The organism is Dyella acidiphila (genome assembly GCF_014863405.1).
Taxonomy (GTDB): domain Bacteria; phylum Pseudomonadota; class Gammaproteobacteria; order Xanthomonadales; family Rhodanobacteraceae; genus Dyella_B; species Dyella_B acidiphila.
The window spans coordinates 846,459-860,654 of sequence record NZ_JACZZA010000001.1 but is presented as its reverse complement, the minus strand read 5'-3'; the positions used below and the strand labels follow the sequence as shown (position 1 = coordinate 860,654).

Here is a 14,196-nt window from a genome sequence, read left to right as displayed (position 1 = left end):
GGAACGAGAAGCGCCATGAGCTATGCATCGATGCGCAATCCGAGCGCGCTATACCGCCAGACCAAGGCGCAAGGCAGCCTCGAAGGCGCCGACCGCCACCAGCTGATCGCGATGCTGCTGGACGGTCTGGTGGAGCGCATTGCCCAGGCCCGCGGACATATCCTGCACAAGGACATGCCAGCCAAGGGTCAGTCTTTCGCCAAGGCGATCGGCATCTTGAACGAACTGCGCGCCAGCCTGGACCACAGCGTCGAGCCGGTGCTGACCGGCCGGCTGGACAGCCTGTACGACTACATCACCCGCCGCCTGCTGCACGCCCAGCTCAATGACGACCTGCGCGCGCTGGACGAAAGCGAGCGCCTGATCGCGCCGATCCGCCAGGCCTGGCACGCGATCCGCGAAGAATTCCTGGCCGATCCGGCCCTCAACCAGCCACGAGCGGTGATGCCATGAGCCGACCGGCACATCCGAATCTGCAACAGGCGCTGCAACTTACCGTCGAGATGCTGGAAGCCGCCGACGGCGGCAACTGGGAGCGCGTCAGCCAGCTCGATGCCCAGCGCCATCGCCTGTTGCACAGCTGGAAACCGCAGGGCGCCAACGCGCAGGACCGCGCGGCGATCGATGCGATGCAAACGCACAACCAGAGCTTGATGGCGCACGCCGAAGCCGCGCGCAACCTGGTCCAGCGCCAGCTCGACCAGCATCAGTACAACCATCGTGCGCTGCGCACGTACATATCGTCGTCCGCCTTGGGCTGAGAGGTTCACTTTCTGGGAGAGGGACGGGGAGTGCGGCGCATGTTTGCGGCCGGTCTGTGATGCCACCCCGGCGGTCCGTAAGTTAAGGCCGCTTGCAGGGGCTGAAGCCCCGCCAAAGCCTTCGAGCGTGCGGTTTCACTGCCCGTCCTCCACCCCGGCTCGCGCAGCCTGCGCGCATGAATCATCCTTGCGGCGTCGCAATCGGGCGGCGCCAGGAGCCTATCCATGCAATCCGATGAAAAGTGGCAGCAGTTTTCCGAACGGATGGCCTATGAAGGCACGCTGCATCTGGCCGTGGAGGCGTTCGCGCCCAGTCCCGGCGCGATCGCCCGCTACAACGAGCGCAACCTGCACGTGCTGCGCACCGTGTTGTCGCTGGACGAGCGCCGCGCCGACAACGCCGCCGACGACGACAATCCGGTGATGCAGGAACTGCAGCGCCTGGACAGCAAGCTCAACGTGCTGCTGGATATCGTCGACCGCCTGCTGCTGCCGGTATCGTCGCTGCCCGCGCGACATCCGGTGCGCTTCAATGCGGTAGGCATGACCTTGCCCGTCGAATTGCTGCCGCCAGGCGCAGAACACGTGCTGCTGCGGCTGCATTTCGACACCTGCCGCGCGCTGCCGCTGGAGCTTCCGTCTGTGCTGGGCCGCGCCGTCAGCGCGCAAAACGCTTTCGTTTACTTTTGTGAGCCCACTGAATGGGTCGAAGATGGGTTGGAACGTTTCGTTTTTTGTCACCACCGCCGCAAAGTGGCAGAAGCGCGCCTGTTGGCCGCAAATGAAAATGTGTCGGACAGCAAGCACAGAGTGTGATTCACATCACGTCACGAGAGGCCGGATACGCCGAATTTCCGGCATGCATTCGTATGCATAGCGCCGCGCATGGCGCTGAACAAGCCTCCGGGCGTCCTGCAGGCATTTATCTAACTCATTGATAAACGCCTTATTTTGATCGTTCTAATATGTGAATTCATCGAGGTACGGAAGGCGACCCGCGTCACGAAACGGACGAAGTGACGCGTCGGAACACCAACTCTTTGGCGTTCTTCTTGCTGCATTGGCACACGTGTCACGACGGATAGCTGACACACAGGGGACAACACGACATTTGGATGGGGATCGTTGTTGTTCGTCAGCAGTCGCAGCGAAATGCAGGACTCGTGCTCATGCCAAACAGCAACGTACTAATCATCGAATCCAACGGTACCCGTGCCGACATCGTTACTTCGGCCTTGCAGTTCATGGGTTACATCCCGCAGCGATGGGATGCGTCACAACCGCCGGCTTCGATCACGCACGATTGGCGTGCGGTGTACGTGGGCGGCATCGACGACGATGAGCAGTTCGAGCAGGCAATGGCGACGCTGGACATGCCCGCCGATCAATTGCTGATGCTGGTTGGCGCCGATTCGCCGCAGCTGCCGCGCCTGACCCAGTCCAGCTCCCCGTATGCCACGCAGATCGAAGTGCTGGATTTCCCGCTGCGCTACGAGCGCCTGGCCGAAGCCGTGCGCCGCGCACCGTCGCCGCGCGTCAGCACCGGCACCGCGCCGTTGCGCCTGGTCGGCGGCTCCACCGCGATGGGCCGCGTCAATGCGCTGATCCGCCAGGTGTCGCCGTTCGATTCCAGCGTGCTGGTGCTGGGCGAGTCGGGCACCGGCAAGGAAATGGTGGCGCGCGCCATCCACGATTGTTCCCCGCGCCGCGACAAGCCGTTCGTGGCGATCAACTGCGGCGCGATTCCCGCCGAGCTGCTCGAAAGCGAATTGTTCGGCCATGAAAAAGGTGCCTTCACCGGCGCCATCAGCACGCGCAAGGGCCGTTTCGAAATGGCCGAGGGCGGCACGCTGTTCCTCGACGAAATCGGCGACATGAGCCTGCCCATGCAGGTGAAGCTGCTGCGCGTGCTGCAGGAACGCATGTATGAGCGCGTGGGCAGCAACCGCACCCAGCGCTGCGACGTGCGCATCATCGCCGCCACCCACCGCAATCTGGAAAACGCCACCGCCGAAGGCCGTTTTCGCGAAGACCTGTATTACCGCCTGAGCGTGTTCCCGCTGGAAATGCCGGCGCTGCGCGAACGCCTGGAAGACATGCCGGAGCTGGTCACCGAATTCAACCAGCGCCTGCAGCGCCGCGGCCTCAGCACCGTGCGCTTCAGCAGCAGCGCGCTGCAGTCGTTGCGCCAGCACACCTGGCCGGGCAATGTGCGCGAACTGTCCAACCTGGTCGAGCGCCTGGCCATTCTGTATCCCAACGGCGAAGTGCGTGCGGGCGACCTGCCGGAAAAATACCGCGGCGTGCAGCCGATCGACGAAGCCGGCGGCATTCTGCGCGCCATGCTCGACGGCCAGGCCAAGCCCGCGCAGGTGCAGGGCCGTGCGCTGGACACCGAAGTGCTGCTGCCCGAAGGCGGCGTGGATCTGAAAGACCACCTGGCCGACATCGAAGTGGGCCTGATCCGTCAAGCACTCGACATCACCGACGGTGTGGTGGCGCACGCGGCGAAGCTGCTGCACATGCAGCGCACCACGCTGGTGGAAAAGCTGCGCAAGTACGGTTTGCAGTCATGCGCGCGCGGCAGCGACACGCCGCCGCAGAGTGGCACGGTCGTTGCTTGAAGCACTTCAACACCGATCAACGCGTTGGAAAACCGACATGAGCCAGATTGACGTCAACAGTGTGCTCTCGCAGATGCGCGCCCTGGGTGCGCAAGCCGCCGGCAGCTTGCCGAGCGCGGCCTTGTCCGCCGCAACGAGCGCCGTACCGGGCGTGGATTTCGCCAGCCTGTTCAAGCAGTCCCTCGGCGCGGTGGCCTCACAGCAGAACGAAGCGCAGTCGCAGGCCAGTGCCTTCGAGCGCGGCGATCCGGGTGCGGACATCGTGAAGACCTCGATCGCCGGCCAGAAAGCGGATCTCGCTTTCCGCGGCCTGGTGGAAGTGCGCAACAAGCTTACCGATGCGTACACCACCATCATGAACATGCAGGTTTAGTACCGCCAACTTTTAGACGAATACGCCATAACTCCATGGCGTCTCCCGGCGAAGGCCGGGATCCATGCTCCAACTGACGATGGATTCCGGCCTGCGCCGGAATGACGACACCCACCCACTTATAGATCCGTTGCCCGCCTCATGGCCGAGAACACCGTAGCAACCACCAGCAACCCGGCGCGCATGGATTCGCTCAAGAGTCTGTTGCGCAATCCGACCACGCGCCTGCTGCTCTTGCTGGTAGGCGTGGCGGCGGCGGTCGCGCTGGGCGTCGGCATCGTGCTGTGGTCGCGCGGTCCCAACTATGCCTTGTTGTATGCGGGCCTGGATCCGAAAGACGCCGCGGCGGTAACGCAGGCGCTGCAGACCAACAACACACCGTTCCGCCTGGGCGCCGACGGCGCATCCATTTCGGTGCCGGCCGACATGCTGGCCGATGCGCGCCTGCGCCTGGCCAGCCAGGGGCTGCCGCAAGGCAGCACCGCCGGCGCCACCGTGCCGCAGAACGATTCGCCCTTCGGCATGAGCGACCTGGCCGAAAACACCCATTACCAGGCGATGCTGGAAAACGACCTGGGCAACACCATCGCCGGCCTGCAGTTCGTGCGCGCTGCGCGTGTGCATCTGGCGTTGCCCAAGCCGTCTGCCTTTATCCGCGACAATCATCCGGCCAGCGCGTCGGTGCTGCTCACGCTGTATCCGGGCCGCCAGCTCGACAGCAGCCAGGTGGCGGCGATCGTGCACCTGGTTTCTTCCAGCGTGCCGGATCTGGATCCCACGCAGGTGTCGGTAGTCGATCAGCAGGGCAACTTGCTGACCAATTCCGATCCGGACAGCCCCGGTGCCGTCGGCGATACGCGCATGCGTCTGGCCACGCGCATGGAAAACAGCTACGCGCAGCGCATCGAAGATCTGCTCACGCCGCTGGTGGGGCAGGGCCGCGTGCGTGCGCAGGTCGACGTAGACCTGGATTTCAGCCAGACCGAAAAAGCCAGCGAAAGCTATGACGGCGCCAATCCCGCGCTGCGCAGCGAACAGACCAGCAGCGAACAGAAGCGCGACGACGCCGGCGGTGAAGTGGCCGGTGCGCTCAGCAATCAGCCGCCGAACAATGTGGCACAGCCGACCGCGGCCAAGCCCAATGCAGGCACGCCGCCGGCAGCCAATGGCGCGGCGGGCGCTGCCGCCACCGCAGCGAACGCCAGCAAGAGTTCGCCGGGCGACAGTTCCTCCAGCTCCACCCGCAATTACGAACTCGGCCGCACCATCAGCCATGTCAGCGATCCGGCTGGCCGGCTGTCGCGCCTGACCGTGGCGGTGGTGGTCGACAACAAGATGGCGCCCGACGGCAAAGGCAAGAGCGTGCCGCTGACCGCGCAGGAACTGCAGCACCTGACCGATCTCACCAAGAACGTAGTGGGTTTCAGTCAGCAACGCGGCGACAGCGTCAGCGTGATCAACCTGCCGTTCTCCTCGGCGCCGGCCGAAGAGGCTCCGGTGAGCGAACCGTTTTGGCAGCGGCCTGGCATGCTGGACCTGATCAAGCAGGGCGCCGGCATTCTGATCGCACTGCTGATTGCCTTCGGTCTGCTCAAGCCGATGCTCAAGGGCCTGCTGCGCGGCGGCCCCGAGCCGATGCCGGCACTGGCCGGCCCGATTCCCACCGTGTCCGTGCGCATCAGCGATGACGACGTGGACGAGCGCGAAGACAAAGTGCGCATCACCTCGCCGCAGATCCAGAACATGGCCTACGAACAGAAGATCGGCCTGGCGCGCAAGCTGGTGCAGGAAAATCCCAAGCAGGTGGCACAAGTAGTGATGAATTGGGTGGGCGACGATGGCGGCTGAGCACAGCGCACTGAGCGGCGCGCAGCGCGCGGCCATCCTGCTGCTCACGCTGGGCGAGCAGGACGCGGCCGAAGTGCTCAAGCACTTGAGCGCGCGCGACGTGCAGGCCGTCGGCACCGCCATGGCCACGCTGAGCAATGTCTCGCGCGACCAGGTGGAAACCGTGCTCAATCGTCTCAACGACGACATCGGCCGGCAGACCGCGCTGGGCGTGGGCACCGAGGATTACATCCGCAAGATGCTGGTCAACGCGCTGGGCGAAACCAAGGCCGGCAGCCTGATCGACCGCATTCTGCTGGGCCGCTCCACCAAGGGCCTGGAATCGCTGAAGTGGATGGAAAGTCGCGCCATCGCCGAAATGATCGGCATGGAACATCCGCAGATCATCGCCCTGGTGCTGGCGCATCTGGAACCGGACCAGGCCGCCGAAGTGATCGGCTACCTGCCGGCGCGTACGCGCAGCGATGCGGTAATGCGCATCGCCAATCTCGATGGCGTGCAGCCGCAGGCCTTGAACGAGCTGGACGAGATCATGGAGCGTCAGTTCTCCGGCACCTCCTCCAAGCTGAAGTCGGCGACGGTCGGCGGCCTCAAGGCCGCGGCCGACATCCTCAACGCGATGGAAACCTCGCGCGAAACCGAATTGATGAGCGCGATCCGCACCCAGGATTCCGCCCTCAGCGGCAAGATCGAAGAACTGATGTTCGTGTTCGAAGACCTGGCCGACCTCGACGACCGCAGCATGCAGACCCTGCTGCGCGAAGTGCCGTCCGCGCGCCTGATCGTGGCGCTGAAGGGTGCCGAGCCGGCGGTGCGCGAAAAGATTTTCGCCAATATGTCCAAGCGCGCGGCCGACATGCTGCGCGACGACCTGGAAGTGAAAGGCCCGGTCAAGCTCAGCGAAGTGGATGCAGCGCAGAAGGAAGTGCTGGGGATTGCGCGCAAGCTGTCCGATGCGGGGCAGATCAGCCTTACCGCCAGTGGCGATGAGTTTGTGTGATGACGGGGGTGTCCGTGCACCGCGTGGCTACTCCCTCTCCCCTGCGGGGAGAGAGTTGGGGTGAGGGGGCACTCTTGCGCGATCTTGCTTCAGTGCGCGCAAACCCCGACCGGCACCTCGACGTCAACGTACAGTCTTCGGCAAGCGCGGCCCCTCACCCCAACCCTCTCCCCGCGGGGGAGAGGGAGCCAAGGCGCGGAGTGCACTGATGCCCAACATCCTCTCCCGCGACATCATCGACAACTTCAACCGTTGGGAACCGCCTTCGGTCGGCGCCAGCCTGGTTGCGCACACCGAGCAGGAACCGGCGCAGCCGCCCGGTCCGACCCTGCTGGAACTGGAAGAAATCGAGCGCCAGGCGCGTGAGGAAGGCTATGCCGCCGGCCTCGCCGAAGGCCGCGCGGCGGCAAAAAAAGAACTGGACGAACGTGTCGGCCGGCTCGATGCGATCTGCACCGCCGCCGCCCGCCCGCTGACACAACTGGACGATGCCACCGAACGCGAGCTGGCCTTGCTTGCCACCGCGATCGCGCGGCGCGTGGTCGTGCGTGAATTGCAGCTCGACCCCTCATTGATCGAACTGGCCGTGCGCGAAGCGGCGGCGGCATTGCCGTCGGCCACGCGCGAATTGCGTGTATGGGTCAATCCCGCCGACCTGGATCTGCTGCGCGAACTCGGCGCCGAGGAACCGCACTGGCGCATCGGCGCCAATCCCGCACTGAGCCGCGGCGACTGCGTGCTGGAAAGCCAGCGCTCGCGCCTCGACGCACGCGTCAGCACGCGCCTGGAAGCGGTGATCGATGCCGTGATCGGCGACGACCTCGACGATGGCGAGGACGAGGTGGCACCGTGACGGTGGAAGCGGCCACGCAGGCGCGGCAGCAACGCTGGCGGCAGCAGCTCGCGCGGCGCGCACAGCGTGCGCAGGGCGCGCACCTGCTGACGGTGGAAGGCAAGCTGCGGCGCGTGGTCGGACTCACCCTGGAAGCCGAAGGCTGCGAAGCGCCGCTAGGCGCGCGCTGCCTGGTGGATGCCGCCGACGGCACCGCACTGGATACCGAAGTTGTCGGTTTCGCCGACGAACGCCTGTTGCTGATGCCGGTAACCGAAATGCACGGCGTACTGCCGAATGCGCGCGTGCGTCCGTGCGCGCGCGCCGGCGGTCTGCCAGTGGGCGAGGCGCTGCTCGGGCGCGTGGTCGGCGCCGACGGCATACCGCTGGATGGCGAAGGCCCGCTCGGTGCGGACAGCCACGCCGCGCTCAAGCGCGAGCCGATCAATCCGATGGCGCGCAAGCCGATCGATACGCCGCTGGATACCGGCGTACGCGCGATCAATGCCTTGCTTACCGTAGGCCGCGGCCAGCGTATCGGCCTGTTCGCCGGCTCCGGCGTGGGCAAGTCCACGCTAATGGGCATGATGACCCGCTACACCGACGCCGACGTGGTGGTGGTGGGGCTGATCGGCGAACGCGGCCGCGAAGTAAAAGAATTCGTCGAACAGACGCTGGGCCACGAAGGGCGCGAGCGCGCCGTGATCGTGGCCGCGCCGGCCGATGCGCCGCCGCTGAAGCGCCTGCGCGGCGCGCAGTACGCCACCGCCATTGCCGAATGGTTCCGCGACCGCGGCCAGCGCGTGCTGCTGCTGATGGATTCGCTGACACGCTATGCGCAGGCGCAGCGCGAGATCGCACTGGCGATCGGCGAGCCGCCGGCCACCAAGGGTTATCCGCCGTCGGTATTCGCCATGCTGCCCGGACTGGTCGAGCGTGCCGGCAACGATGCCGAAGGGCGCGGCTCGATCACCGCTTTCTACACCGTGCTGACCGAAGGCGACGATCACCGCCACGATCCGATCGCCGATGCGGCGCGCGCGATCCTGGACGGCCATATCGTGCTGTCGCGCGACCTGGCCGAAGCCGGCCATTACCCCGCCATCGATATCGAAGCCTCGATCAGCCGCGTGATGCCGGCGGTGGTGAACAAGGACCAGATGCGCGCCGCGCAGCGGTTCCGCCAGCTCTATTCGGCGTATAGCCAGCGCAAGGACCTGATCGCCGTGGGCGCGTACCAGAAAGGTGCGGATCCGCAGGTGGACCACGCCATTACCATGTGGCCGCGGCTGGCGCGCTTCCTGCAGCAGGAAGTCGACGAGCCCACCGCCCTGCATGACGCGCAGGAGCGCCTGGGCGCCCTCGTCGCGGAGAACCATGCATGAGTTCGCGTTCGGAACGTTTGCAGCCCGCCGTCGACCAGGCGCAGCGCCGGCAGAAAGACGCCTTGCAGCGCCTGGCCGAGCAGCAGCAGAAACTGGCGGCGGGCGAACAGCAGCTGGAAGAACTCAAGCGTTACCGCCGCGAATACGCGATCAGCGACGGCGGCCTGACGGTGAGTGCCTTGCTCAACCGTCAACAATTCGTCGAACGCATCGACCAGGCGATTGCCCAGCAAGGCCATTTGATCGAGCGCCTGCAGCGCCAGCTCGAAGCCGCGCGTCAGCGCTGGCTGCAGGCCAATGCGCGCGAAAACGCGCTGGACAGCGTGGTGGAGCGCCTGCGCACGCAGGAGCAGCAGCGCGAACAGCGGCTCGAACAGGCCGAAGTGGACGAGCGCATGCAGCATCGCAAGCGTCGCATCGGCACGCCATGAAACGCGCGCCGGTGCTTGGCGTGCTTCTTGCTGCACGAGTGGGAGTTTTTGTTTGCATGAGTGTCCAGGCATGAGCGCCAGTCCCTTACCCGCCGTTCCCGTGGCAAGTCCCGCGCCCGCCATCCGGCATGCCTCGCCTGCGCCGTCGCCCAGCAGCCAGGACAACGACCAGGCGTTCAACACGCATTTGCAGAATGCCCAGCAGCAGTCCGGCGATGCGCAGCAGTCCTCGTCCAGCCAGGCCTCGCAGCAGCAGGGCAGCAGCGCAGCAGATAGCGCCTCCGCCAAAGCATCCAGCAGCAACAGCAGTCAGCCGGACGACGGCGACAGCGACAACAGCGTTATTCCGACCAGCCTCGGCGCACTGGCCAGCACGGTGCTGAACCTGATCGACCAGGCCACCGGCGATGGCGACAGCGGCAAGGCCGCCGCCAGCAAGACTCCCGGCGACAAAGCGCCGCCGCAAACCACCGCGCCGCCGCCGCCTTCCGCGCAGCACGCGGTGGCCATGGTGGCGCCGCCGGTGGTGCCGCAAGCCATGGGCAGCGCCGCAGCTACCGACAACGGCACGGCCGCCAACGGCGTAACGGCGCTGCAGGCCAACGGCAGCGGCAATGCCAATGCGCCCACGCTGGCCATGCAGAAAGCCGCCGCCAAGGCGGATGATGACGATACCGATGCCGGCGACGATGACAGCGTCGGCGCGGCCAGCGGCAACACCGCATCCACGCCCGCTACCGACGACGCCACGCAGGCGCTGGCCAGCACGTTGTCCGCGGCCAGTCATGTCGCGGCGGGTGCCGCCGCGGCGCAGCCGATCGCAACCAATGCGTCGGACAGCACCCCCGATCTCAGTGCCCTGCGCGGCGTGATCGACGCCACCGCTGTCGCCACACCCACCGCGGCCAACGCCACCAGCACACATGCGCTGGGGGTCAACACGCCGGTCGGTTCGTCCGGCTTCGCCAAGGAACTGGGCCAGCAGGTCACCTGGTTGAGCGGACAGGACCTCAAGCAGGCGCAGATCCGCCTCAATCCGCAAGATCTGGGGCCGCTCGATGTGAAGGTGAATGTGGAACACGGACGCGTCGACGTGTCCTTCATGGCGCAGCATCCGGCCACCGTGCAGGCGGTGCAGCAGAGCCTGGACCAACTGCACCAGATGCTGGGCGGGCAGGGCCTGTCGCTCGGCCATACCTCGGTGGGACAGCATGCCGGCCAGCAGCAGTTCGCCGGGCAGCAGCAGTCATCGTCGGGTTCGCAGGGCGGCGGCAGTGCCGACAACAGCACCGCCGAAACGTCGACGGGCGAAGTGCTGAAGAAAGTGGCGATCGGCTTGGTTGACGCTTTCGCCTGAGCGATGCGGATAGCACCGTAGCGGGTTGATGCGGCTTTCATTCGTAGCTGGCGCTTCGCCAGCCAGCGGCCCAACACGTCGCCATTCCCGATAAGCGTCAACTTGCCGTGACGTCACGCTGCGTTTGAACGTTCGCGCAAAAACCGAAGCCTTCGCCAGGCGCGCTGTCGACCCCGCCAGAATTGCCACGCCAACCCCGCGCCAGCTGCACGTCACGCGTCAATAAAACGCCGTCGCTCAGCACCCCGGCACCCCGAAACCGCACCACACCGCGCTTCCCGTGCATGGCACGCCGCTTGCTAAAACTCCTGTAGATCAGGCCTGCCCGATAAGGGCCAGGCATTCCCCCTATGGCAGGAGTTGAGGTTGTGGCTAGCATCGAGAATGAACAGGAAGCAGCACCTGTCGCCAAGAAAGGCGGCAAGGGCTTGATGATGGCCATGGGCCTTGCGGTGCTGGTGTTGCTGGGCGTGGTGGGTTACCTGCTGCTGCAATCGCGCACGGCCAAGGCCGGGGCCGAGACGACGGCTGCGCAGGCGCCCAAGACCCCGGAGTTGTACCTGCCGCTGGATCCGGCCTTCGTGGTGAATTTCCAGGACCAGGATTCCACCCGCTACCTGCAGGTGGGCGTGACCGTGATGACGCACGACCCGAACGCCGTGCAGGCGATGAAGGACAGCGATCCGGTGATTCGCAATGCGCTGGTGATGCTGTTCAGCAGCCAGACCTATACCGGCCTCAGCGACCTCAACGGCAAGAAGAAGCTGCAGACCGAGGCGCTGGACGCGGTGCGCAAGATCGTGGCCGACAAGACCGGCAAGCCGGATGTCGACGCGCTGTATTTCACCAGCTTCGTGATGCAGTGAGGCGGTCATGAGCGACTTGCTTTCCCAGGAAGAAATCGACGCGCTGCTCAACGGCGTCGACGACGGCAAGATCGAAACCGAAAGCGATTTGCCGCCGCCGCCCGGCACGGTGATGGATTTCGATTTCACCCAGCAGGACCGCATTGTGCGCGGCCGCCTGCCCACGCTGGAAATGATCAACGACCGCTTTGCGCGCTTCCTGCGTACCGCCCTGTTCGGCGTGCTGCGCAAGACCTGCGAAGTGTCGGTGCTGGGCGTGAAGATGGTGAAGTTCAGCGAATACGTGCACGGTCTGGCCGTACCGAGCAATCTCAACCTGATCAAGGTCAAGCCGCTGCGCGGCACCGCGCTGGCGGTGATGGAGCCGCGCCTGGTATTCACCGTGATCGACAATTTCTTCGGCGGCGACGGGCGCTATCACGCGCGCATCGAAGGCCGCGATTTCACGCCGACCGAAAACCGGGTGATCCAGATCCTGCTGGCCGAGGTGTTTGCCTCGATGACGGAGGCCTGGGCGCCGGTGATGCCGGTGCAGTTCGAGTTCCTCAATTCGGAAATCAATCCGCAGTTCGCCAACATCGTGTCGCCGACCGAAACGGTGGTGGTCTCGCGCTTCCATGTGGAGCTGGACGGCGGCGGTGGTGAAATCCATCTCACCCTGCCGTACTCGATGGTCGAGCCGATCCGCGTGATGCTCGATGCCGGCGTGCAGAGCGATCGCATGGGCGAGCGCGACGAACGCTGGATCCACTGCCTGCACGACGAAGTGCTGGATGCCGAAGTGGAACTGAGCTCGCTGCTGCTGGAAACGCAGATCAACATCGGCGAGTTCCTGGGTCTGCGGGTGGGCGATGTGATCCCGATCAGCCTGCCCGACATCACCACCGTGTTTGCCGAAGACGTACCGATTTTCCGCGGCCACTACGGCCAGACCAACGGCCGCTACGCCGTGCGCTACAAGACTGCGGCGGGCCGTCGCGCACCGCTTCCTTCCCTCGAATTCGCGCAAGAAAAAATCTCATGAATACCCCTTTCGATACTGCAAACAAAGTCGGCGAACAACGTATGGAATTCGACGCCCTGAAGGAAGGCAACGGCGAAGCCGCCGACGTCAGCCTGGACATGATCCTGGATGTGCCGGTAACGCTGGCGATGGAAGTGGGCCGCACCCGCATCAGCATCCGCAACCTGCTGCAGCTCAACCAGGGCTCGGTAGTGGAATTGGATCGTGCGGCCGGCGAACCGCTGGACGTGTTCGTCAACGGCACCCTCGTCGCCCATGGCGAAGTGGTGGTGATCAACGAGAAATTCGGTATCCGCCTCACCGACGTGATCAGCCCGGCCGAGCGCGTGCGGAAACTGAGATGAGCCTGTTGTCTTCGATCGCGGCGCATGCGCCGGCCGCGGCCATGCCCGACATCAATGTCACCGGCGAACTGCTGCGCGTGGTGCTGAGCCTGGGCGCCATCGTCGCACTGATCTTTGCCGCTGGCTGGCTGACGCGGCGGTTGCAGTCCCGCCAGGTGCTAGGCGGGCGTCGTCTGCGCTGCGTGGAAAGCCTGTCGATCAGTGCGCGCGAACGGGTGCTGCTGATCGAAGCGGACGGCAAGCGGCTGCTGGTCGGCGTAGGTGCCGGTGGCGTGCGCGCGCTGCATGTGTACGAAGGCAGCGTGCCGGTCGAGGAAGTGCAGGCGCCTGCCGTGGTGCCCCCGTTTGCAGAATTGCTCAGCCGGCTGGGGCGTAAATCGTGAGCGCGATACATAACTCCCTCCCCTGCGCGCAGGGGAGGGCCGGGGTGGGGTTGCACGAGCTTGCCGCAAGCTCCAGCAGCTTCACCCCACCCCAACCCTCCCCTACTACACGTAGGGGAGGGGGCAAATCACCGCTAGATTCGAGTCGCATGTACAACAGGCTATTCACTTTGATCGTTCTTGCGCTGCTGCTGGCGTTTACGCCCTTTGCGCATGCGGCGACTGCCACCGTGGCGACAACTTCGGCAGCAGTCACGCCGATCGCCCCCATTGCCCCCATCACATCATCCGCCGGCATCCCCGTGTTGACCGTGCAAAACGCCGGCGCCGGCCAGAACTGGAGCCTGTCGCTGCAAGTCGTCGCCCTGATGACGGTGCTGACCTTGCTGCCGGCCGTGCTGCTGATGATGACCTCGTTCACCCGCATCATCATCGTGCTGAGTTTCCTGCGCCAGGCGCTGGCCACGCAGTCCACGCCGCCCAACCAGGTGCTGTTGGGGCTGGCGCTGTTCCTCACTTTGTTTGTGATGTCGCCGGTGCTGAATCGCGCCTACGACGATGGCGTGAAGCCGTACATGGATCATCAAATCAGCGCGGAGCAGGCGATTCCCGCCGCCGCGGCGCCGTTCAAGCACTTCATGCTGGACCAGACGCGCGATGCGGACCTGCAGCTGTTCACCCATCTGGCGAAAGAACAGCCCTACGCCAGCAAGGACGACGTGCCGTTCCGCGTGGCCATGCCGGCCTTCATCACCAGCGAACTGAAGACCGCGTTCCAGATGGGCTTTCTGCTGTTCATTCCGTTCCTGGTGATCGACGTGGTGGTGGCCAGCGTGCTGATGTCGATGGGCATGGCGATGGTGTCGCCGTCGATCATCTCGCTGCCGTTCAAGATCATGTTGTTTGTGATGGTGGATGGGTGGTCGCTGCTTGTTGGTACGCTGGCGGGAAGTTTCTACACATGAGTC

16 protein-coding genes are annotated in these 14,196 nt (G+C 65.0%); all 16 read left to right on the top strand.

Annotated elements, in window-relative coordinates:
* Positions 1–15: 15 nt before the first annotated feature.
* The gene (gene fliS / locus IGX34_RS03930) at positions 16–453 is read left to right on the top strand and encodes a flagellar export chaperone FliS (RefSeq protein WP_192554341.1); all 438 of its coding nucleotides are present in this window, start codon (positions 16–18) and stop codon (positions 451–453) included.
* The gene (locus IGX34_RS03925) at positions 450–761 is read left to right on the top strand and encodes a flagellar protein FliT (RefSeq protein ID WP_192554340.1); all 312 of its coding nucleotides are present in this window, start codon (positions 450–452) and stop codon (positions 759–761) included. Before fliS ends, IGX34_RS03925 begins: the two co-directional genes overlap by 4 nt.
* 225 nt (positions 762–986) lie before the next feature.
* Positions 987–1,577 carry a PilZ domain-containing protein gene (locus IGX34_RS03920; RefSeq protein ID WP_192554339.1) on the top strand — a complete coding sequence of 197 codons (591 nt, stop codon included), beginning with the start codon at positions 987–989 and terminating at the stop codon, positions 1,575–1,577.
* Between the two features lie 353 nt (positions 1,578–1,930).
* Positions 1,931–3,385 (top strand): sigma-54 dependent transcriptional regulator, encoded by a 1,455-nt coding sequence (locus tag IGX34_RS03915; protein ID WP_192554338.1) that lies wholly within the window; start codon positions 1,931–1,933, stop codon positions 3,383–3,385.
* A 37-nt stretch (positions 3,386–3,422) separates the two neighbouring features.
* Positions 3,423–3,758 (top strand): flagellar hook-basal body complex protein FliE, encoded by a 336-nt coding sequence (fliE, locus tag IGX34_RS03910; RefSeq protein WP_192554337.1) that lies wholly within the window; start codon positions 3,423–3,425, stop codon positions 3,756–3,758.
* Between the two features lie 141 nt (positions 3,759–3,899).
* Positions 3,900–5,606 (top strand): flagellar basal-body MS-ring/collar protein FliF, encoded by a 1,707-nt coding sequence (gene fliF, locus IGX34_RS03905; RefSeq protein WP_192554336.1) that lies wholly within the window; start codon positions 3,900–3,902, stop codon positions 5,604–5,606.
* Positions 5,607–5,616: 10 nt separating this feature from the next.
* Positions 5,617–6,606: a flagellar motor switch protein FliG gene (fliG, locus tag IGX34_RS03900; protein WP_225737221.1), complete on the top strand. Its 990-nt coding sequence runs from the start codon at positions 5,617–5,619 to the stop codon at positions 6,604–6,606.
* A gap of 208 nt (positions 6,607–6,814) precedes the next feature.
* Positions 6,815–7,459, top strand: coding sequence for a FliH/SctL family protein (locus IGX34_RS03895; protein WP_192554334.1), 645 nt, complete (start codon positions 6,815–6,817; stop codon positions 7,457–7,459).
* A complete protein-coding gene (gene fliI / locus IGX34_RS03890) occupies positions 7,456–8,823 on the top strand; it encodes a flagellar protein export ATPase FliI (RefSeq protein WP_192554333.1) in 1,368 nt (455 codons plus the stop codon). The genes IGX34_RS03895 and fliI overlap by 4 nt, the downstream gene beginning before the upstream one ends.
* Positions 8,820–9,254 carry a flagellar export protein FliJ gene (gene fliJ / locus IGX34_RS03885; protein WP_192554332.1) on the top strand — a complete coding sequence of 145 codons (435 nt, stop codon included), beginning with the start codon at positions 8,820–8,822 and terminating at the stop codon, positions 9,252–9,254. The genes fliI and fliJ overlap by 4 nt, the downstream gene beginning before the upstream one ends.
* A gap of 70 nt (positions 9,255–9,324) precedes the next feature.
* Positions 9,325–10,611, top strand: coding sequence for a flagellar hook-length control protein FliK (locus tag IGX34_RS03880; RefSeq protein WP_192554331.1), 1,287 nt, complete (start codon positions 9,325–9,327; stop codon positions 10,609–10,611).
* 368 nt (positions 10,612–10,979) lie between these two features.
* Positions 10,980–11,477 carry a flagellar basal body-associated FliL family protein gene (locus IGX34_RS03875; protein ID WP_338015403.1) on the top strand — a complete coding sequence of 166 codons (498 nt, stop codon included), beginning with the start codon at positions 10,980–10,982 and terminating at the stop codon, positions 11,475–11,477.
* 7 nt (positions 11,478–11,484) lie between these two features.
* Positions 11,485–12,501 carry a flagellar motor switch protein FliM gene (gene fliM / locus IGX34_RS03870; protein WP_192554330.1) on the top strand — a complete coding sequence of 339 codons (1,017 nt, stop codon included), beginning with the start codon at positions 11,485–11,487 and terminating at the stop codon, positions 12,499–12,501.
* A gap of 41 nt (positions 12,502–12,542) precedes the next feature.
* The gene (gene fliN, locus IGX34_RS03865; RefSeq protein ID WP_225737219.1) at positions 12,543–12,845 is read left to right on the top strand and encodes a flagellar motor switch protein FliN; all 303 of its coding nucleotides are present in this window, start codon (positions 12,543–12,545) and stop codon (positions 12,843–12,845) included.
* A complete protein-coding gene (gene fliO, locus IGX34_RS03860) occupies positions 12,842–13,228 on the top strand; it encodes a flagellar biosynthetic protein FliO (RefSeq protein ID WP_192554329.1) in 387 nt (128 codons plus the stop codon). Before fliN ends, fliO begins: the two co-directional genes overlap by 4 nt.
* A 149-nt stretch (positions 13,229–13,377) precedes the next feature.
* Positions 13,378–14,193 carry a flagellar type III secretion system pore protein FliP gene (gene fliP, locus IGX34_RS03855; protein WP_192554328.1) on the top strand — a complete coding sequence of 272 codons (816 nt, stop codon included), beginning with the start codon at positions 13,378–13,380 and terminating at the stop codon, positions 14,191–14,193.
* The last annotated feature ends 3 nt before the right edge of the window (positions 14,194–14,196 follow it).